Source organism: Aestuariivirga sp. (assembly GCF_044239095.1).
Classification (GTDB): domain Bacteria; phylum Pseudomonadota; class Alphaproteobacteria; order Rhizobiales; family Aestuariivirgaceae; genus Aestuariivirga.
In genome coordinates, this window is sequence record NZ_JBIICB010000003.1 from 1 (window position 1) to 20,267 (window position 20,267).

20 protein-coding genes and 1 tRNA gene are annotated in these 20,267 nt (G+C 61.8%); 14 read left to right on the forward strand and 7 right to left on the reverse strand.

The window, feature by feature from the left end:
• The coding region (gene metC, locus ACILRA_RS00500; RefSeq protein WP_395660125.1) for a cystathionine beta-lyase at positions 1-1,045 on the reverse strand (1,045 nt) is incomplete at its 3' end.
• Between the two features lie 72 nt (positions 1,046-1,117).
• Here metC and ACILRA_RS00505 point away from each other — a divergent pair.
• The 5 genes from ACILRA_RS00505 to ACILRA_RS00525 all read left to right on the forward strand — a co-directional run bounded on the left by ACILRA_RS00505 (position 1,118) and on the right by ACILRA_RS00525 (position 5,241).
• On the forward strand, positions 1,118-1,336 hold the full coding sequence (locus ACILRA_RS00505) for a hypothetical protein (RefSeq protein ID WP_395660126.1): 219 nt from the start codon (positions 1,118-1,120) through the stop codon (positions 1,334-1,336).
• Between the two features lie 49 nt (positions 1,337-1,385).
• Positions 1,386-2,864 (forward strand): Asp-tRNA(Asn)/Glu-tRNA(Gln) amidotransferase subunit GatB, encoded by a 1,479-nt coding sequence (gene gatB / locus ACILRA_RS00510; protein ID WP_395660127.1) that lies wholly within the window; start codon positions 1,386-1,388, stop codon positions 2,862-2,864.
• Between the two features lie 213 nt (positions 2,865-3,077).
• A complete protein-coding gene (locus tag ACILRA_RS00515) occupies positions 3,078-3,842 on the forward strand; it encodes a glutathione S-transferase family protein (protein ID WP_395660128.1) in 765 nt (254 codons plus the stop codon).
• Between the two features lie 25 nt (positions 3,843-3,867).
• Entirely contained in the window at positions 3,868-4,875 is a 1,008-nt protein-coding gene (locus tag ACILRA_RS00520; RefSeq protein WP_395660129.1) for an endonuclease/exonuclease/phosphatase family protein, read from the forward strand.
• Positions 4,876-4,959: 84 nt separating this feature from the next.
• Positions 4,960-5,241: a hypothetical protein gene (locus tag ACILRA_RS00525; RefSeq protein WP_395660130.1), complete on the forward strand. Its 282-nt coding sequence runs from the start codon at positions 4,960-4,962 to the stop codon at positions 5,239-5,241.
• A gap of 52 nt (positions 5,242-5,293) precedes the next feature.
• Here ACILRA_RS00525 and ACILRA_RS00530 read toward each other — a convergent pair whose 3' ends face one another.
• Positions 5,294-5,566 (reverse strand): hypothetical protein, encoded by a 273-nt coding sequence (locus tag ACILRA_RS00530; RefSeq protein WP_395660131.1) that lies wholly within the window; start codon positions 5,564-5,566, stop codon positions 5,294-5,296.
• 125 nt (positions 5,567-5,691) lie between these two features.
• The gene (locus ACILRA_RS00535) at positions 5,692-6,726 is read right to left on the reverse strand and encodes a Fe(3+) ABC transporter substrate-binding protein (protein ID WP_395660132.1); all 1,035 of its coding nucleotides are present in this window, start codon (positions 6,724-6,726) and stop codon (positions 5,692-5,694) included.
• 170 nt (positions 6,727-6,896) lie between these two features.
• Here ACILRA_RS00535 and ACILRA_RS00540 point away from each other — a divergent pair, with 170 nt between their 5' ends.
• Positions 6,897-7,100 (forward strand): hypothetical protein, encoded by a 204-nt coding sequence (locus ACILRA_RS00540; protein ID WP_395660133.1) that lies wholly within the window; start codon positions 6,897-6,899, stop codon positions 7,098-7,100.
• A gap of 59 nt (positions 7,101-7,159) precedes the next feature.
• Positions 7,160-7,252 (forward strand) — tRNA-Ser (locus ACILRA_RS00545).
• Positions 7,253-7,612: 360 nt separating this feature from the next.
• Here the strand turns inward: ACILRA_RS00545 and ACILRA_RS00550 are convergent.
• The 3 genes from ACILRA_RS00550 to ACILRA_RS00560 are packed head-to-tail and all read right to left on the reverse strand — an operon-like array spanning position 7,613 to position 11,058.
• Positions 7,613-8,821, reverse strand: coding sequence for an ABC transporter substrate-binding protein (locus ACILRA_RS00550; protein ID WP_395660134.1), 1,209 nt, complete (start codon positions 8,819-8,821; stop codon positions 7,613-7,615).
• 3 nt (positions 8,822-8,824) lie between these two features.
• A complete protein-coding gene (locus ACILRA_RS00555; RefSeq protein WP_395660135.1) occupies positions 8,825-10,372 on the reverse strand; it encodes a hybrid sensor histidine kinase/response regulator in 1,548 nt (515 codons plus the stop codon).
• On the reverse strand, positions 10,372-11,058 hold the full coding sequence (locus ACILRA_RS00560) for a response regulator (RefSeq protein ID WP_395660136.1): 687 nt from the start codon (positions 11,056-11,058) through the stop codon (positions 10,372-10,374). Before ACILRA_RS00560 ends, ACILRA_RS00555 begins: the two co-directional genes overlap by 1 nt.
• 406 nt (positions 11,059-11,464) lie before the next feature.
• On the opposite strand from ACILRA_RS00560, the gene ACILRA_RS00565 reads away from it, so the two are divergent.
• Genes ACILRA_RS00565 through ACILRA_RS00595 form a run of 7 tightly spaced genes read left to right on the forward strand, consistent with a single transcriptional unit; the run spans position 11,465 to position 19,554 of the window.
• Entirely contained in the window at positions 11,465-12,790 is a 1,326-nt protein-coding gene (locus ACILRA_RS00565) for an ABC transporter substrate-binding protein (RefSeq protein ID WP_395660137.1), read from the forward strand.
• Between the two features lie 20 nt (positions 12,791-12,810).
• Entirely contained in the window at positions 12,811-13,539 is a 729-nt protein-coding gene (locus ACILRA_RS00570) for an ABC transporter ATP-binding protein (RefSeq protein WP_395660138.1), read from the forward strand.
• Between the two features lie 14 nt (positions 13,540-13,553).
• Positions 13,554-14,264 carry an ABC transporter ATP-binding protein gene (locus tag ACILRA_RS00575; protein WP_395660139.1) on the forward strand — a complete coding sequence of 237 codons (711 nt, stop codon included), beginning with the start codon at positions 13,554-13,556 and terminating at the stop codon, positions 14,262-14,264.
• A 40-nt stretch (positions 14,265-14,304) separates the two neighbouring features.
• Positions 14,305-15,186, forward strand: coding sequence for a branched-chain amino acid ABC transporter permease (locus tag ACILRA_RS00580; protein WP_395660140.1), 882 nt, complete (start codon positions 14,305-14,307; stop codon positions 15,184-15,186).
• The gene (locus tag ACILRA_RS00585; RefSeq protein WP_395660141.1) at positions 15,183-16,859 is read left to right on the forward strand and encodes a branched-chain amino acid ABC transporter permease; all 1,677 of its coding nucleotides are present in this window, start codon (positions 15,183-15,185) and stop codon (positions 16,857-16,859) included. The genes ACILRA_RS00580 and ACILRA_RS00585 overlap by 4 nt, the downstream gene beginning before the upstream one ends.
• A gap of 2 nt (positions 16,860-16,861) precedes the next feature.
• Positions 16,862-17,230 (forward strand): hypothetical protein, encoded by a 369-nt coding sequence (locus tag ACILRA_RS00590; RefSeq protein WP_395660142.1) that lies wholly within the window; start codon positions 16,862-16,864, stop codon positions 17,228-17,230.
• 2 nt (positions 17,231-17,232) lie between these two features.
• Complete coding sequence (locus ACILRA_RS00595; protein WP_395660143.1) at positions 17,233-19,554, forward strand: N,N-dimethylformamidase beta subunit family domain-containing protein; 2,322 nt, start codon at positions 17,233-17,235, stop codon at positions 19,552-19,554.
• Between the two features lie 86 nt (positions 19,555-19,640).
• Here ACILRA_RS00595 and ACILRA_RS00600 read toward each other — a convergent pair whose 3' ends face one another.
• Positions 19,641-20,054 carry a hypothetical protein gene (locus ACILRA_RS00600; protein ID WP_395660144.1) on the reverse strand — a complete coding sequence of 138 codons (414 nt, stop codon included), beginning with the start codon at positions 20,052-20,054 and terminating at the stop codon, positions 19,641-19,643.
• Positions 20,055-20,267: the final 213 nt, after the last annotated feature.

The window sequence follows — 20,267 nt, forward strand, 5'->3', positions numbered from 1 at the left end:
CGAAGGGAATGGCGAGGCTCTCGAAGCCGCCCCAGCTATAGCCCATGCCGAACAGGCTGAGGCGGTCGAGGAAGGCTTCGGCGGCCGGCGTGCCGCAGGGCTTCAGCACGATCGAGAACAGGCCCGACGCGCCGCGGAAGTCGCGCTTCCACAATTCATGGCCCGGCGCGTTGGAAAGTGCGGGGTAGAGCACGGTCTCGACCTCGTCACGGCCGCGCAGCCATTCGGCCACGTCGATCGCGTTCTTCATGTGGCGCTCGAGGCGGACGTCCAGCGTGCGGATGCCGCGCAGCGTCAGGTACATGTCGTCGGGGCCGGCGAACTGGCCCATCTCCTCGTAGGCGTTCTTGAACCGCTCCCAGGCGGGCTCGCTGCAGGTGACGGTGCCCATCATCGCATCCGAATGGCCGACGAGGTATTTGGTGGCCGCCTGGATCGAGACATCGGCGCCATGCGCGAAGGCCTTGAAATAATGGCCCGCGCCCCAGGTGTTGTCGATCATCAGCAGGGCTCCGGCCTTGTGCGCGGCCTCGGCGATGGCGGGAATGTCCTGCACCTCCATGGTCTGGGAGCCGGGGGATTCGGCATAGACCACGCGGGTGTTGGGGCGGATCAGGTCCGCGATGCCGCGGCCGATCAGCGGGTCGTAGTAGCTGGTTGAAATGCCAAGCTTTTTCAGCAGCCCGTCGCAGAGTTGGCGGGCGGGCTGGTAGACGGTATCCACCATCAGCAGATGGTCGCCCGCCGCGAGGAAGGCGAGGAGGGCGGTGCTGATCGCTGCCATGCCGGATGGCGTCATCTTGGCCCGGTAGCCGCCCTCGACCATGGCGACGGCCTCCTCGACCGCGCGCGAGGTGGGTGTGCCCCGCCGGCCGTAGACATAGGGCTGGGAGCGGTCATGCAGCGATTGGGCAGTGGGGAACAGCACGGTCGAGCCGTGGTAGACGGCCGGATTGACGAAGCCGTGCTCCGCATAGCCGCGCCCCGCCGTCACAAGGCGCGTTTCGGGCGAGAGGGCGGAGGGATCGGGTTTGGATTTCGACATGATGGACAACCAGTGTTAAGCTGCAGCGGTAGCATGGGGAGGCCCGGTGGGGAACCCCGCAGAGGGAGCGGCATGTCACCCATCGGGTACATCGTGCTGAAGATATTGCGTGGCGGGGCACTGGCCTCGGCCGGGTTCGTCGTGCTGGTGATCGCCATCGAGTTCTGGAAGCACGGGGGCGACGTGACGGCGCTGACCCCCGGGTTCATGGTGCTTCTGGTGCTGGTGCTGGCGGGCGCGCTGTGGCTTGCCCGCGCCATCGGCCGGGAGCTGGCCCGGAACGGCTCTTGAACCGCCGCCGCCGAGTGGCTACCAAGGCGCCAGTTCTGAGGTGAAGAGCATGATGGAATCTGCGAAGCGCGTGGCCGAGAAGAAGGACTGGATCAAGGGCGCCACCGGCGACTGGGAGATCGTCCTGGGGCTTGAGGTCCATGCCCAGGTGCTGGCCAAGTCCAAGCTGTTCTCGGGCGCGTCCGCCGAATTCGGCGGCGAGCCCAATGACCATGTCTCCCTCGTCGATGCCGCCATGCCGGGCATGCTGCCCGTGATCAATGAATTCTGCGTGGAGCAGGCGGTGCGCACGGGGTTGGGCCTCAAGGCCGCAATCAACCGCCGCTCGGTGTTTGACCGGAAAAACTATTTCTACCCGGACCTGCCGCAGGGTTACCAGATCTCGCAGTACAAGCAGCCGGTGGTGGGCGAGGGGTCTGTGCACGTTGACGTTGATGGCCGCTCCGTCGAGGTCGGCATCGAGCGGCTGCACCTCGAGCAGGACGCGGGCAAGTCGCTGCACGACCAGCACCCCAGCATGAGCTTCGTGGACCTTAACCGCTCCGGCTGCGCGCTAATGGAGATCGTGTCGAAGCCCGACATGCGCTCGGCGGACGAGGCCAAGGCCTATGTGACGAAGCTGCGCCAGATCATGCGCTATCTCGGCACCTGTGACGGCAACATGGAGCAGGGGTCGCTGCGCGCCGACATCAACGTCTCCGTCCGCCGCCCGGGCGGCGACTTCGGCACCCGCTGCGAGATCAAGAACGTGAACTCGATCCGCTTCATGGGCCAGGCCATCGAATACGAGGCACGCCGCCAGATCGGCATTCTGGAGGACGGCGGCTCGATCGACCAGGAAACCCGCCTGTACGACGCAAAGAAGGGCGAGACCCGCTCCATGCGCTCCAAGGAAGAGGCGCATGACTACCGCTATTTCCCGGACCCCGACCTGCTGCCGCTGGAGCTGGACGAGGCCTGGATCGGCGGCATCAAGGCGGCCCTGCCGGAACTGCCGGACGAGAAGATCGCCCGCTTCATGAAGGACTATGGGCTGACCGCCTATGACGCCCAGGTGCTGACCTCCGAGCGCGCCTCGGCCGATTTCTTCGAGCAGGTCGCCAAGGGCCGGGACGGCAAGATGGCCGCCAACTGGGTCATCAACGAGCTGTTCGGCCGCCTCAACAAGGAAGGCAAGAGCGTTGAAACGACACCGGTTTCCGCCGCGCAGCTGGGCGAGATCGTCGACCTGATCGCCGAGGGCACGATTTCCGGCAAGATCGCCAAGGACGTGTTCGAGATCGCCTGGAGCGAGGGCGGCTCGCCCCGCGCCATCGTCGATGCCCGGGGCATGAAGCAGGTGACCGATACCGGCGCTATCGAGAAGGCCGTGATGGACATCATCGCCGCCAATCCGGACAAGGTGGAGCAGGTCAAGGCCAAGCCGACCATGCTGGGCTGGTTCGTGGGCCAGGTGATGAAGGTGACCGGCGGCAAGGCCAACCCGCAGGCAGTCAGCGACTTGCTGAAGGACAGGCTGGGAATCTGACGGGCAGGGGTTTAGTCGAAAAATCAATGTGTTACATGTTTATCCTGGTGTCTTTGATGAACATCACCCGGATGGTTTGACTGGCGCCCCTCAGCCGGTTTCTGGCGAATTTCCAGTTTCATCAGGCATTTAGTTTCAGTCTTCCTTTCCGGAAATTCTCCGCTATAGTCCGTACCCGGAACTTTTTGATTGAGCGCCGGGAGGGGCACAAGCATGGCGAAGACAGCCAAAAAGGCTGCGAAAAAGCCTGTCGTGAAGAAAGCTGTGAAACCGGTTGCGGCAAAACCGGCGGCCAAGCCTGCCGTGGTGAGCAAGAAGCCCGTGGCCAACGCCGCGCCTGTTGCCGACAAGCAGCGCTTCACCCTTTACGGCATGCTGGGCTCGGGCCCGACCTACACCATCGGGTTGATGCTCTCGCTGTCGCGCCATCCCTTTTCCTACATCCACGTCAACCTGCGCGAGGGCCAGCACAAGCAGCCCGACTACCTGGTGAAGAACCGCTACGGCCAGGTGCCGGCCCTGCGCGACGGGCAGGCCTATTTCGTGCAGTCCGCCGCCATCCTCCAGCACCTCGCGGATGAATTGCACCGGTTCGACGGCAAGACCGATCAGGAGAAGAACCGCATCCGCGAATGGCTGTTCTGGCAGTGGGACAAGCTGGCGATCCCGGTTTTCCGCCTCCGGGCCAGGGCGCGCGGACTGCGCCAGTTCGGCGATGAGGTGCGCATCATGTATGACACCGAGGCCAAGGCGGCCCTGGCGCTGCTGGAGAACGAGCTGGGCCGGGTCGAGTGGATCGCCACCAAGCGCCCGACCATCGCCGACATCGGTATCTATGGGGTGCTGCGCTATGCGGCGGAAGCCAATATCGACCTCACGCCCTATCCGAATGTCACGGCCTGGAAGAAGCGTTTCGAGGCGCTGCCAGGCTTTGGCGCGCCCGAGCAGATCCTGCCCATGGAGAGCAGGCTGCTCTGACCTGAACCCCTGAACCGGAGCGGAGTTGCCCAAGCGTTCTGACAGGGAGGTGCTGACCGGCAAGGCTCAGCCAGACCCGAAGGCACCGCGGAAACTCCGCCGTGCCGCGGGTGAAATCGAATGCATTCTCGGCGTGATGCTGGGCGTGTCGGGCCTCATCCTGTCCAGGGCCGGGCATCTCTGGATCGGGTTCGATGTCTTTTCGCAATTCACGCTGCATTTCGCGCTCATCACCGGGGCCTTTCTGATCGGCCTGCTGATCCGGCGCGCCCGGCTGCCGGTGGCCATGCTTGTGGTTCTGGCCGGGCTGGTGGCAATCGGCGCCTGGCCGCATGTCGAGAGCCGCAGCCCGCGCGCGCTCGCCTCCGTGAGCGGCGGCGAGCGGGCGCTGCGGGTGGCAAGCTTCAACACCTCCTGGCTCAATGAGGATGCAGACAAGGTCCGCGCAGAAATCGAGCGCATCGACGCCGACGTCATTGCGCTGATCGAAGTAAACCCCGCGGCGCGGCGGATCCTGGCGGAGCTGAGGCGGCGCTATCCCCACCAGGCAGACTGCTTTGCGATCAGCAATTGCAATCATGCGATCCTGTCGAAGCTGCCGATCCTCGCCAGCGAGGCCCGTGGCCAGTGGGGCGGGCCGCCCTTTATTCTGGCGAGGCTCGGGCCCGAGGCGGGCGGGCTCAGCGTCTTAGGCGTTCACACCAGCCGGTTTCCCTACGCGCGGGAGCAGTTCCGGCAGGTCAACGCGATCGCTGGCTTGCTCGAAAAGCTGCCCGGCCACAAGCTCGTGATGGGTGACTTCAACGCAACACCGTTCTCCCGCATGCTCGCGGTGATCGAGGCGGGGGCCAATCTTCGCCGCATCAGCTTCCTGCCCACATGGCCCGCTCAGGCGAACCTTCCGCAGATCGCCATCGATCACATCTTCCTGTCTCCCGGCCTCCGCCTGCTCGAGGCGGCGCGCATCGGCGAGGCGGCAGGCTCAGATCACTACCCCATCACCGCCCGCATCGCCGTTCCCTTGCAGCCGTAAACACGGGATTCACCCTGTTTCTTTACGCGGTCTTGTCGCTGTCCAGGGCAGAGTGAACCGGATCCTGGGATGGAGTTGAGGGGAGTGCCGCGTATGGAAGCTTTTTCTTTGGCTGAGGCCCGTGCGGCCGGCCGTTCTCCGCATTCAGCCAGCGCGGAGGAGCTCTTCCATCTGGGTCTGATCCACTCCCTGGGGATCGACGGTCCGCCGGACCTGATTGCCGCGCAGACCTGGCTGAACCTCGCCGCCATGAAGGGGAGCGCCCAGGCGCGGATCTGCCGGCGCGAACTCGCTGCCGAAATGTCGCCAGAGCAAATGGCCGAGGCGCAACGCCAGGCCAGCCTGTGGATCGCCCCGCACCCATGAAAAAAGGGCCGGATTACCGGCCCTTCCGCATATCATTCAGGTCTGCAACCGGTCAGTAGTCGAGGAACTCGTCGCCGATGTTGCGGGGCTCGGTCTGGTAGTGGTTGAGCCGCGTATCAAAGCGCTTCTCGCGCAGGTCGCGCACGTAGTTCTCGGTCTGGTAAATGTCGAGCTGCGCGTTGATCCGGTCCTGCTCGCTGCCGATCGGCGGTATCTGGTCATCACCCGGCGCATAGTTCTGGCCAAGCGGAATGAAGTTCTCCATCGCCAGGACGGGCGCTGAAGACAGGGCGAGAACGGCACAACCGAGAATCAGAAAACGCATGGTCAACTCCAATATCGCTAACTATAGAACACGACCGAGGTTAAGGCACCAATAATCCGCGCCGCCAAAAGGAAACGGCCCCGCGCGGGGGCCGTTCCGGTTGTGCGAGCCTCGTGGCTGCACAATCAGTCGTTGAAGCCGACCTCATCGATCAGCTTGGCGGCGGCTGGCTCATGCTTGGCCACTTCGGCGACGTTCAGCTTGTCCGGCGTGAAACTGCCCCATGACTTGACAATCGGGTCCAGTCCCACGGCCGGGTTGACGGGATACTCATAATTGCCCTGCGCATAGAGCATCTGCGCCTCGTCGCCCGCGAGGAACTCCATAAGCTTCAGCGCATTGTCCTTGTTGGGGGCATGTGCCGTCAGCATCATGCCGGAGATGTTGACGTGGGTGCCGAACTGGGGCGAGGAGGGGAACACGATCTTCACGGCCTCAGCCCATTTCTTTTGTTCGGGCTCCTCGGTGTTGGTCAGCATCTTGCCCATGTAATAGGTGTTGGCCAGCGCGAGGTCGCATTCACCTGCGAACACGCTCTTGGCCTGGGCGCGGTCATTGCCGCTGGGCTTGATGGCGAGATTGGCCTTCACACCCTTCAGCCACTCGCGCGTCGCGTCCTCGCCCTTGTGGGCAATCATCGCGGCGAACAGGGCGATGTTGTAAGGGTGGTTGCCCGGGCGCATGCAGAGCTTGCCCTGCCATTTCGGGTCGGCCAGTTCCTCATAGGTGATCGCGGTGATCGGCGCGCGCTCGGTCGAAGCATAGATCACGCGGGCGCGCATGGTGAGGCCGAACCACTGGTTGGCTTCGTCGCGCAAATTGGCGGGTATCTTGTCGCGTATCGCCGGAGAGGTGACGGGCTGCGCCAGACCCCGGTTTGCGGCCTCCACGAGGCGGCCCGCATCCGCCGTCAGCAGTAGATCGGCCGGGCTGTTGGGGCCCTCCTGGGCCAGTCTCTCGACCAGGCCGTTCTCGGCGAACACCACCCGCACCTGGATGCCCGTCTTCGCGGTGAAGGCTTCGAACAGCGGATTGATCAGCGCAGGCTGCCGGTAGGTGTAGACATTCACCTCACCATCGGCGAGGGCAGGAGCGGCGGCAGCGCCCGTCAAAAGAAGGGACAGGCAAAAGCCTGCCACACTGCGGCGGGTGATCGGCATGGGCGGAACTCCTCGTTTTCTGTCGTCGATGAAACTTTCTATGCAGCAGGTGCCGGAGGTTGGTCAACAAAAACCGACAAAAATACTCGGAATTAGAACTGCTCTAAACTGGCGGTGGCCCGCAGGACGGTCTATCCTGCCTGAGGGACGCGGCGCGGAAAGGTCAAGACATGGCATTCGAGGAACTGAAGGCGCAAATCGGCCTGCTGCTGGGCGAAATGAACGAGCAGCCAAAGGACCTGCACGAACTCTACCAGCAGATCCACCAGGAACTGAACCAGCTTCGCGCCACCGGCATGGCCCTTCCGGCGGATCTCGTGGCGCTGGAGGAGCGGCTGCTAAAGGAGTTCCCGGTGCCGCCGCAAAAGGACTGACTTCCCCGCTACGGCAGGCTTGCATCGCCCGTCAATTCGCGGCAAAAGCCCCCGCAGCAGGAGACGTGGCCGAGTGGCTGAAGGCAACGGTTTGCTAAATCGTCATACGCTGTCAAGGCGTATCGAGGGTTCGAATCCCTCCGTCTCCGCCACTTAGCCCTCGGGCAAATCTCTCTCCCCGAAATTTGAGCGTCGAAAATCCCCAGTATTTGCGGGCTTCTTTGCGAAAAGCTCCTGACTGCCGGAATGGCCGCCAGGCCGATTTTCGTCTCTCTCGGCCCCGCGTTCTCCAAAGCTCCTGACTGCCCGAAAAAAGTACGGCGGCGATAAACCGTTGAAATACAGTAGTTTTCCCGTAGACTTGTCGCCGTACTTTGCGTCTTTCATTCGGTACGCGCAAGGCTCCCTGATCAAACCAGCGATAATGCGGATCTACAGTATTAAAAGTGGGGAAACTACTCTGCCGCGGCAGACTACGATGTAGGTGGCGCTGCAACCTCAGGGAGGTGACCTCACGATAGCCAGGGCGGAAGCTCGAAGGGTTGTTCGACAAATGGTTCCGGGGCGATAAGCGCAGCAGGTTCATCGGCCCCTCGGAGCTGATAAAATAGATGTGGGAGGCCCAGCGATGGATCCTGTGTTGCGTCCGGATAGGGCACCGCCGCCTGCCAGTTGGGATGATAGCGGATCATGCCGGCCACACTGCGATAGGGAATGTCCAGCAGAGCCTTGGCGATACGGCGGTTGGTCTTCATGTCGCCGGGCTCGCCCACGCCACCCGCCACGGCTGCGGCGATCGCGTAGTGATGGAGGGAACAATAGGGCTGGCAGCCGATCTCCGGCGTTGACTGTGGCCCGAAGCGGGCGCGGTAGCTTGCGGCAAATCTCCTGCCGAGCTCATCGCGAGGCAAGCCGATCACGGTGCAGGTGATGACGCCGCGGCCCTTTTCTCCGGTGATCTCCGAGAACACCCGGTGCAAGGCGCCGTATTGTAGATAGAGCAGGCTGTTGAGCGGCCGCTCCATGAATTGGAGATGAAACCGCGCCAGGTCGCCCGCATGGAAATGGGTCATCGCCAACACGGCGGGATCATGGTGGCGTATTCCGTCAAGCACGCTGCACCAGTCACTGTTGACGGGGTGGATCTGCGGCGGATGCGGAAGCTCCCAGCCGAACTTCGTGGCCGCACCCGCCATGGCATTAGCGATTACGATGCTATAGGGCTTGGGGCCCGATAGGATCGCGATGCGCCGGTTGCGAGGCCGCCAGCGGCCGCTGTCGCGCAGCCAGGAAAGGAACTTGATGAAGCCTGGGCCATACCAGTATTCGGCAGGGTCGCTCATGAAGCAGCCAAAATAGCGGCGCGGGTCGCTGGCTATCGTATCGTGGTGCTGCACCAGCGTGTTGTGATGCATGTAGATGATGCCTGCGTCGGCAATGGGCTCATATTCCGCATTCTGCGGGCCGATGTTGTAGCCATTGATGATAGCCGACACGCGATGGCGGGAGATAAGCTGCCGGGCTGCGCGCACTACCTCTCCCGCCGTTTGGTTGCCGGTATCGACGAACACGGTCTCAAGCGGGCGGCCGAGGATGCCGCCTCTGGCATTCACCTCCTCGATGGCGAGGATCAGGCCGTTGCGGAACTCCCTGCCGTCATTCGCCGAGGATCCGGTGAGAGGAACCATGCTTCCGATCATGATCGGTGCAGCACTGGACATGTTCTAGGGAACCTCGCCCATCAGCTCAGGCTCGAACAGCAGATTGTGCATGACGACCCGCAGAGACGGCGGGCTCACAGGCTTGATGAGAAGGGGGAAGCCCTGTGACTTGATGCTGCCCACCACGTCAGGCGCGGTTTCTGCCGTCATGACCAGGGCAGGGCAAGGCTTCTCGAGAACGTCGTTGATCTGCCCGACAAGATCCGTGCCCTGGATGCGGCCGCGCAGACGGTAGTCGGTGAGGATGATGTCCGGCTGTTCCGGCAGCGCCATGACGGCCTTGGCCGCATTGTCGAAATCGTCGATCGTCACGACGCTTAAGCCCCAGCGTTCCAGCATCGCCGTCAACGCCTCGCGGAGCATCTTGTCGTCCTCGAGGACGAGGCAGCAAAGCCCCGCGAATTCGCCGCCTATCCGCTCGCTGATCTCGGGTTCGCCCGTGCCGCTGTGCCAGACGTTGCCGATGGGCGCATCGATGAAGAAAGTCGTGCCATGTCCCAGCGCACTGTCGAGGCCCATTGGATGGCCAAGTATGTCCGACAGGCGGCGCGCGATATTGAGGCCCAGGCCCAGGCTATGGCTGGCATTGGGCTGGCTGTCGCTGACGCGGTAGAACTCCTCGAAGATCGCCTGATGGTGTTCGGGCGCGATGCCGATTCCTGTATCCGCCACTATGATGCGCAGGTGCCGCCCGCGCCGCCTGCAGCCGACCAGCACGCGACCGACATCCGTATAGCGGATGGCATTGCCCACGAGATTGGAGAGGATGCGTTCCAGCAGCACCCTGTCGCTCACAACAGCAAGCTTTGACGGCACGATGCGCAGGTCCAGCCCCTTCTCGCGCGCCCGGTGCGCGAACTGGATGTTGAGCCGCGACAAGACGGAGGAAACCTGGAAGGTGCCGATGGATGGCTCGATCTTGCCAGCGTCGAGCTGCCCGATGTTGAGGAGCGAACCGAGCAGGTCCTCCATTATTGCAACCGACACCTCCATTGCGTGAAGGGCGTGCTTGCGCTCTTCCTCGCTCTCGGTCACGAGGCAGGAGTAGACTAGGATCTTGAGCGAGGCGAGAGGCTGGCGCAGGTCATGGTTCGCGGCCCTGAGAAAGCGCGACTTGCTCTGGTCCGCCGCGGCGGCCTTGTCGCGGGCTTGGGTCAAAGCCTGCAGCGTGCGCCGGAACTCGGTCACATCCTTGAGCAACGAGACTGCGCCGCCCTCCGCAACGGGCGAATCGACGGCCGCGAGAACACGGCCGTCGGAACACACGAGGTGCAGGCCGCCCAGCGTTGCAAGTGGCTTTGCCTTCACGGGGCCTGAACCCAGCTCCCAGCCGATCAGGGCGCCGTGGCGCTGGGCCTTCTCAAGCAAATCAGCGGCCTTCAGTCCCATGATGGACTCGGCGGGAAGACCGAGGTCATGCGCAAAAGCCATGTTGCAGGTGATGACCCGTCCATCGTCCGACCACAGGCAGACGCCCTGCTGCAGATGGCGCATGGCGATGGCGTCAGGGTTCATGTCGCGGGGGGACGGAAGCTCCGCGCCGGTCGCCATCAGCTGCCGCCGGCCTGTCCGTAGCGCCGTGAGGCATAGAGAATCGCAGCCTCGCGGTTGCGCAGCCCGAGCTTTCGCATGGCATTGCCAAGATGCACGCGCGCCGTCTGTGCCGTGATGCCCATTGCCTCCGCGATCTCGGCGACGGCGTGGCCGCTGCCCAGGAGCTTCATCACCTCGTCTTCACGCTCACTGAGGCGCGGGCCATCCGCTTCCGTTCCCTCGTCGGCGGCCTGTTCGGAGGCTCTGAGCCAGGAGCGCGTGAGCAGGTCGCGCGGGAAATAGACTTCGCCGTCGAAGATGCGGGTCAGCGCGCGGCGGATTTCCTCGGCATTGGCCGATTTCGGAATGTATCCGATCACGCCATTCTGGATCGCCTGCCGCACATAGTCCGGATCTTCGTGGATCGAGATAACGGCCACGGGAATATTGGGGAAGCGGCGGCGCAGGAGCTCGAGTCCCTCGAAGTCCTTCACGCCCGGCATCACGAGATCGATGAGGATCAGGTTGACCGGCGCAGGGCTGTCGAGGATCGTCACGGCCTCCTCGAGTGTCGCTGCTTCCTTGATCTCGACGCTCGCATCGATGCCGCGCGCCACCTGCTTCAGCGATTCTCGAACCACCCAGTGATCGTCGGCAATGAGGATGGTCATCGCCAGAGTTGGCTTGCGGAGGGGTGCGGTCATCGGAGGCTCACTCATCGGAGGTTCGCGGACGGAGGCTCTCTAAAAAAGATTAGGTCTGTTCACTAGTGCCACTCATGGACACGGTCAGGAAATCCATGCCTGATTTTGTAACAATATAGCTAAAACTAAAGCGCGCGTCTAGACGAAACCATATGGAGGTCGATCAGCGTCCCGTAGGGGTTACCGCTTGGAGACTATTGTTAACCAAGGGAAAATACTCGAAAATTCACAGTCTTTTCGGCGTTCCCTTGAGGACTGCCCACAACCGCGCACCTTCAAGATGCTTGACAAGGTTGTTGTGCGCAGTTTTATTGGACGAAAAGTCGTAAGTCAACTCGCGGCACGCTCTAACGTAAGCTCTAGATTTTTCATCTAGAAGTGGAGCGATAAAACAGAGGAAACGGATATGACGCGCAAGACCAGAAGGGATTCCAAATTGTTTACCGGCACGTCGCTGACGCGGCGGTCGGCTCTCAAGGTTGCCTTGGGCGGAGCGGCGATGACGCTCGCTGCACCGAAGGTGATCGCATCTGGCAATGACAAGATTCTGATCGGCGTGCCCTCGTCGCTGTCGACCCCCTATGGCGTCGCGGACGACACTGATCACCTGAACGGCACCACCCTGGCGGTGGAGGAGATCAACGCAGCGGGCGGTGTGCTCGGCCGCGAGATTGAACTCTTTGTGCCGGACGTCGACAAGCTCAACCCCGAGAGCTGCCGTGCGGCGATCGCCGCCTGCATCGACAAGAAGGTGCATGCCATCTCGAACGCCTTTGTCTTCGCGCCGATCCCGGCGATGGACGAGTCCGTCAAGTACAAGGCGCCCTACCTTCAGGGCAACACGCAGCGCAGCGCGACGGAGGCCTTCAAGGCCGATCCCATCAAGTACAGCCACGTCTTCCAGACCGATCCTTCCGAAGTCAACTACGGCTGGACCTATCCCATCTGGCTGAAGAAGATGGAAGATACCGGCGTGTGGAAGCCGAAGAATCGCAAGATCCACATCGTGGCCGAACAGGTGGGTTACTGCCAGACCATCCTCAAGGCGGCCAGGGAGGCCATTCCCAAGTCGGACTTCGAACTTGCCGAGGTCACCGATATCCAGTACCCGGTCAATGACTGGGGCCCGGTGATCCAGAAACTCAAGGAAGTCGATGCCGGCGCGATCATGATCGACCACTGGGTCGCCGCCGAATATGCCGCCTTCTGCAAGGAGTTTATCAACGATCCCGTCGAAGGCTCGCTGGTCTATTTGCAGTATGGCCCGTCGCAGCCGGAGTTTCTGGCGCTTGGCGGCAGCGCCACCGAAGGCTTCTGCTGGAGCACCGTGCTTGGCGTCTATGGCGACAAGATCGGCCAGGAGTTCCGCGAGAAATACGTCAAGCGCTTCCCCAAGTTCGAAGGTAACATGGGCCTCGTCTACACCGGCAACGGCTATGACATCGTCCAGTATCTGAAGCGCGCCTGGGAAGCCACCAAGAACCCGGAGGACTTCGCCGCCAACTGCAAGTGGATCCGCGAGAACCCCTACCGCGGTGTCTGCGGTCTGATGGATATGAACAACGAATACCAGGAAGCCCTTCACTTCCCGGACAACGGCTTCGGCAACCAGGCTGCCGAACTCGAAAAGGGCATGGGCCAGCTCTTCGTGCAGGTCCAGGACGGCGCCCACAAGATCATCTGGCCGGACGAGACAGCGGAATCGAAGCTGCGTCCCTCGCCTTGGTGGTAATGCGAGTGGTGATCTGAAAGATGCCGTACGACGCGTCCGGCCCGATCTTTTCCTGCAGCGACGTCTCGCTCGATCTTGGTGGGCGGGAGGTCCTGCGGGACATCGGCTTCGACCTCAAGGCTGGTGAAGTGCTTGGCATCATCGGGCCCAACGGTGCCGGCAAGACAAGCCTGCTTGAGATACTGTCCGGGCGCTATGTGCCGAAGACTGGCCGCATCACCTACCGCGGCGAGGACATTTCGAAGCTGCCGCTGTTCGCCCGGGCGCGCCTCGGCATTGGGCGAACCTACCAGACACCTATCGTTCCGGAAGACCTGACGGTCGGCGAGACTCTCAAGGCCGCCCGCCAGGCCTTCAAACCCTGGCTCACCCGCTTCGATGCAGAGTACGGCGCCAATCTGGTGCATTTCAGGGCGCCTTACGACAAGCCGAATTCGTCGTTAAAGACCTTCGAGCGCCGCAAGCTGCTGCTGTCCTGCCTGTTGATGCGCAGGCCCCAAGTGCTGCTGATGGACGAGCCCGCCGCTGGTCTGATCAATGCTGAGATCGACGAGATCGACCAGATCCTCCGCATGCTGTCGAAGGAGATGAACGTCGCGGTGCTGATTGTCGAGCACCGCATCGAGCTTCTCGAATCCATCGCCGACCGCGTGATCGTCATGGATGCGGGTGAGGTCATCGCTCAGGGCGAGCTTGCCGACATCATCAACAGCCCCGCAGTGCGCGCTGCCTATTTCGAGGCGCATTAAATGCGAGGAACGCGATGACCGAAATCCTCAAGGTTGAAGGCCTCTCAGCCGGCTATGGCCCCCTGCGCGTACTGCACGATCTCGACCTCGTCATACATCCGGGCGAACGCGTGGGCATCGTGGGCCTCAACGGCCATGGCAAGACCACGCTGTTCTATGCCATCGCCGGTCTTACCGGCTGGCAGCGCGGCTCGATCATCCTCAACGGCAATCAGATCGGGCGCACGCGCAGCCAGGGGCCGGGTCGCTACACACACCAGATCGTGCGGCAGGGGCTAGCTATCATGCCGCAGGGTGACGAGATCTTCACCGGTCTCACGGTGGAGGAGCATCTCGACTCCGGTGCCTTCACGCCCGAGGCCTGGCGCACACGCAAGGAGCGTAAGGAGCGGGTTCTCACCATCTTCGATCCGCTGCGCAAGCTGATGAAGACCCCCGTCGGCCGTTTGTCGGGCGGCGAGCGGCGCATGGTATCCATCGGCCGCGGGTTGATGACGGATGCCAAGCTCTATCTCGCCGATGAGCCGACACTTGGCCTCGCACCAAAGATCGGAATGTCCGTGATGTCGGCACTGCTTGCCATCGACCTTAAAGACAGCGCCATGTTCATCGCCGAACAGAACGTGGCTCTTCTCGAAGGCAAGGTGGACAGGATCATCGGCATGCACGCCGGCAAACTCAAGGGCGAGGCATCCTCCTCGTTCCGGATCAGCGGAAGCGCGTGAGGGCTTTCGCGGAAACGAACTTGGCAACGGAGAGACTGGATTGGATATCGCCTTTCTCCTGACGAACGCCATCGTGGTGGCCAGCATCTATGGCCTGATCGCGATTGCCGTGTCGATCACCTGGTCCAGCCTCGGCCTGGTCAACCTCGGCTATGGCTTCATATTCTCACTCGCGGGTTATGCCGCGTGGCTGGTGGCAGACAATTTCTCTCACAACCCCGTGCTAATCGCGGGAGCAGGTATCCTGGGCGGCGCGCTGACAGGTGTACTGATCTGCATCATCGTGTTCATTCCGCTGCATGACAAGCCGGCCTTCACCAGTCGCGGCATGATCGCGACGCTCGCCATCAGCCTCATCGGCAGTCAAATCCTGCTGATGATATTCGGACCCACGGCCAAGTCGCTCCCAGAACTGTTCGGTCGCTGGAAGCTGAAATTCTCTGGCATCACCTTGAGCGCCGACAAAATCGGTATCGTAGTCTGTTCCGTGCTGATGCTGGCCCTGGTCGTGATGTGGATGCGAAGCAGTCGTCGCGGCCTTGAGATCCGTGCGATGATGATGAACCCGCACGCCGCCTCGATCGTCGGCATCGGCATCCGCCGTACAGGCATCTATGTCATGGCGCTTACGGGCGCCATGGCGGGCCTTGCGGCGGTGCTGCTGTCTCAGACCTATTACATCTCTCCCTTCTCAGGCCTGACGCCGCTCATCAAGGGGGTATCAATTGCGCTCTGCGGCGGCCTGGGCTCGGTGCAGGGCGCGGTCATCGCGGCGATCCTGCTGGGCCTCGTCGAGGCTATGACTAACAAGTATCTGGGCGGACAATATGTGCTGATCACCCAGTTCCTCGTCATCATCCTGGTTCTCATCGTAAGGCCTCGTGGTATCGCGGGCCTGCTTGACAAGGCGCGCGAGCAATGAAGGACACTAACCAAGAGACCCAGGCAGACTCCGCGTCTTCCTACACATGGACAAATCCCCTCGCGGCTTGGGGCACCGCCACGGTGAACGAGAAGGTGCCGTCGATCCACGTTCCCGATCCTGCGGATGTGTGGCGCCAGACAACCGCGTTCAAGGTGAAAACCTATCTTGTCGGCCGCCTCAAGTATTTCATCGTGTGGCCGACCCATCGCAAGCGTACCTGGAACAGGCTGCGCTGGTGGCCCACACGCCGCAACATCCTGAACATCCGTGCGCATTACAATCCGAAGACGGACGTTTCGGAAAAGAAGATCCTTGACCGGCGGCCGATCTACTGGCTCTTTGCGCTGATTGCCATGCTCGTAGGTCCCCTGGTGTTTCCGGACAACCAGATGAACGCGCTGCTCACTGCGGGCGCCACCTTCGGCATCTTCGCGGCGATAAACATCTGCTGGACACTGATCATCGGTACGGCGGGCATCTTCTCTCTCGCCTCCTATGCGGTGGTGGGAACGGCGGCCTTTGTTACCTCACTGCTGTCGGTTCAATATGGCGTGCCATGGTTTGCGCTGCCCTTCATCGGGGCCGTCATCGGACTGCTCTTCGGCGGTCTCATCGCCTTACCAGCACTGCGGCTTGACGGCTTCTACTTCGCGCTGCTGACTCTCGGCCTCAACGAGCTCTTCCGAGTATTCTTCACGACGTCTAAGCAATTTGGCTCCGCCTCGGGCGGCCTTTACGGCGCCGACTCCTTCATCAGCGAGGCGTGGTCGCCTATGACGCAGTCAGTTGTGGCCTATTACAGTTCTTTCCTGCTGATGTTTGCCACGCTGTTCCTGTTCCGCTTCATAAATGGTAAGCAGCTGGGCCGCGTGCTACGCATGGCGCCCGAGAAGCGTGAGGCCTTTGCCGCCGCCTGTGGCGTCGACTATCGGCGGGCGCGCATCACCATCTTCATGCTTACCTCGATTGCGTTGGGCTTCATTGGCGGCTTCTACGCAGCGCAGTATCGCGGTGTCGCCTATGCGATCTTTGATTTCAATACGGTGCTGCTGGGCCTTGCCATGATCACTATCGGCGGCATCGGTAAGGCAGAGGGTGCGGTGCTGGGCACGCTGATCGTTATTTTCATGCGCGACGTGTTGATCGAGTGGGGCCCTTGGCGCTATGTCGGCATAGGCATGGCTATGCTGCTGGTCGTGCTCTTTCTCAACAATGGCTATTTCGGCATCCGCAAGCAGTTCAATGCTTGGCGCGCCAAGAAGCGGGGTGAGTGGCGCTCGGTGCGCGCGGAGAAGGGCGGCGAGGTCCTGCCTGAGGAAGCAACCGAGATCCGCGACAAGGATTCGATATATTTCCGCCGCTTCGACAAGATGCAGCGCGACTATCTCAAGACGCTGATCTCGCCGCAAATCATCGAGGAGCATCGCCGCCAACCGCTGGGCCAGCACAGTGAGGCGCTGGAGCGCGTGCTGCTCTACTTCCGCCGCGCCAAGATGGACGATAAATATGCGCTCCACCGTGCAGGCCCCAACGGACCCTACAAGATCATCGCCTTCTCCGGTTCGCGTGGCGTGTCCCCGCGCCTCGTCGATGACCGGGAGTTCCCGACGTTGGACGAGGCTTATCACGGCATCTTCATGCGCCGCGTCCACGACTTGATGGAGTCGTAAACATGGCCGAGGTGAAGCGAGGGCCGTTGCAGCGCCCGGACCAGGACCAGGAGGCGCGCGAGATGTGGGACCGGATCACGCGGGACTACCTCCGCAGTGTCGTCAGCCCTGAACTCATTGCCGAGCATCGCCGCAGCCCAACCGGCCACCACAGCGAGCCCTTGGCGCGGCTTCTCGCCTGGTGCCAGCGCCGTCCTCTGTCCGAGCAATATGCGGTGAGAGCGGAGTCCGATGGCACATTCCGCATCGTGTCGATGACGGGCCGCCGCGGCGTTGCGCCCAAGTACATCGGCGAGGCGCGATTCGCCTCTTTGGAGGAGGCACGCCATGGCGTGCTGCTCCAGCACATTAGCGATCTTACAGGAAAGTAGACATGGCCCAGCAGAAGATATTCGGATACGCCGATCGCCTCTCAGTCCGCCCGGGCGAGGAGATCGCATTCCATGTCAATGCCGATGGCACGAACGAGGCGACCGCACAGCTAGTGCGGCTGATCCACGGCGACACTCACCCTGCAGGCCCCGGCCACATCGAGCAGGAGATCGACCATCCGATAAACGGCAAGTGGGTGGTGAAGAAGCAGTTCACGCAGCTCGGCAGCTATCTCGAGGTGAACGATCCCAAGAACGTGCTGGCAGAAGAGGGTCCCATCACGCTTATGGCCTATGTGTGGCCGACGCTGTCACAGAACGGTCGACGCCAGACCATCATGGGCCGTTGGGACACGCTCAGGAACAAGGGCTATGCGCTGGGCATAAACCCGTCCGGCAATCTGGAATTCTGGGTGGGCGATGGTCAGGAGGTCGATTACGTTTCGGGCGAACTGCCGATCCTGCCGCATGTCTGGTACTTCGTCGCGGCGTCCTATGATCCGAAGACGGGGCGGGCGGAGTTGTACCAGGAAGGTACGGTCAACCGGTATAACTCGCTCTATGGCCGCGTCGTGCCGGACGACTATGCCACCCATGTGGTACAGCACTTCCGCTTCCGCCACGTGAACGGCGAGGGTATTCCTTTCCTTATCGCCGGCGCGCTCGACGCGCATGAGATGCGAGGCACCTTCGTCAACGACATGTATGCCGGCAAGGTGGACCGCCCTGCCATCTGCAAGGGCACCATGACCCGCGAGCAGCTGGACGAGTGCTGGAAGGGTGCAATGCCGCCTGCCGAGGCAATCCTCGCCTATTGGGATACGACCGCTGGCTACACCGCGAATGGCATCGGCCATCTGGTGAAGGATATCGGTCCGCATGGCCTTCATGCCAAGGGCGTGAACCACCCGGTTCGCGCCATGACGGGCCATAACTGGAACGGCAAGGACGATTGCTTCCGCATCTCGCCGGAGCAGTATGGCGGTATCGAATTCCACCCCGACACCGTCACCGACTGCCGCTGGGAGGTCACCAACAAGATGGTGATCCCGGACAATCTCAAGAGCGGCATATATGCCATCAGGCTGCGCGTCGGGCCCGGTGTGAGTATTGCCGAGGAATACATAGTCTTCGTGGTGCGCGCAGCGAAACCAGGTGGCCAGCTCTGCTTCCTTGTCCCCACCGCAAGCTATCTCGCCTATGCCAACGAGAGCCTTAGCTTCGATGCACACATCGTGCAGCCAATGACGGGCCAGCCGCCGGTCGTTACCGATCTCGACGTCGAAACCTACGAACATCGTGAGTATGGCTTGTCTACCTATGACAGCTACGAGGATGGCGCCGGCGTTTGCTACACCTCCTTCCGCCGTCCCATCGTCAACATGCGGCCCAAGTATCGCATGTCGAGCATGGGCATCACCTGGCAGTTCCCGGCTGATCTCTCGATTGTCGCCTGGATTGACAAGATGGGCTACGAATGTGATTTCGTCACCGACGAGGACCTGCACCGAGAGGGGCTCGATGCGATCAGCCCCTATGCTTGCCTGATGACGGGCACACACCCCGAATATGTATCTGAGCGCATGCTAGACGCGCAGGAGGACTACGTCGCGCAGGGAGGCCGCCTAATCTACATGGGTGGCAACGGCTATTACTGGGTCATCGGCTTCGATCCCGAAGACACGGCCTGCATGGAAGTGCGAAAGCTCGACTCCGGTATGCGCGCCTGGGCCGCGAAGCCCGGCGAACATTACCTGCAGACGACGGGTGAGAAGAGCGGCCTCTGGCGCAACCGCGGCCGCGCGCCGCAGAAACTCACCGGCGTCGGCTTCATAGCGGAGGGTTTCGAGACCTCCACACCTTACCGCAAGATGCCGGATGCCTGGCACCGCACGGTTTCCTGGATCACTGAGGGTGTCGAGGGCGAGATCATCGGAGATGTGGGTCTCGCCTATGGTGGCGCCGCCGGTATTGAGCTTGACCGCTATGACCTGAGCCTCGGCACGCCCCCGCACACACGCATCATCGCCTCGTCGGGCGGCCACTCGGACAATTACGTGCTGGTCACAGAGGAACTGCTCTATGCCTATGCTGGCCTCGTGGGTTCGCTCGACTACCGCATCCGCGGCGACATGACCTATTTCCCCGCACCCAACAACGGCGCGGTGTTCTGCACCGGCTCCATCGCCTATGGCCAGGCGCTGCCCGCCAACAACTTCAACAGTAGTGCTTCGCGGGTTCTGCAGAATGTTGTCGATGCCTTCCTCATACGGGGCAAGTTGCCTGGCGGGCAGTGGACCGTCGACGAGAAGCAGTGGCGCTAGCAACGACACGGTCAGAGGCAATATAGATTTCCGGCAAACCGCCGGGGCTATGTTGTCGCCTGTGAGCAATTTCCAAGCCGTTGGTTTCAGACTCTGATCGGGTCGCTCGAAGTCGTTGATTTTGCGGGAAAGCGGGCCGTGGGCTCTGGTTTCCTCGCAAATTCATTTCTCGGTTCACGGCTGCTGCAAGGCGTGATCCACTCTGCCGGGAGATCGGTGGAGGATTCGGTGATGAAGCCATGTGCCCGTCTCAACGCAAAAAGACGCATCGACCTCGCCATCGTCAGCCCCTCCGGCTGCCGCCCTGCCAGTATCGCCTCTACGATTTCCGGCGCCATCAGCGTCATTCCAAGCACCCGGCTGACGTAGGACGGGTTGATGTTCTCAGCCTTGGCGATTTCCGGGATGGTCGAGAAGTCGCCGGTTTCCAGCAGATTGCGCCAGCGGAAGCCGCGCGCCAGTGCCTTGAGGAGGGCGCTGTCAATGTGCGTCCTCGACATCGGTTCCGTTGTAGTGCCATCCGGCGTTACGATGAGCTCTTTGCGAAGGTGACCTCGAAGGTAACCATCCGAACGCTGTCATGCGGGCGACTCTCTGATCTGCCATTACCGTTGTCGAACTACATAACCGTTTTCATCAGCTGGCAAAGAAAAGATGAACGTGAATTCTAGGTCCAATCAGATCGGGTCGGTCAAGGGTGTGAAGTCTGGCTG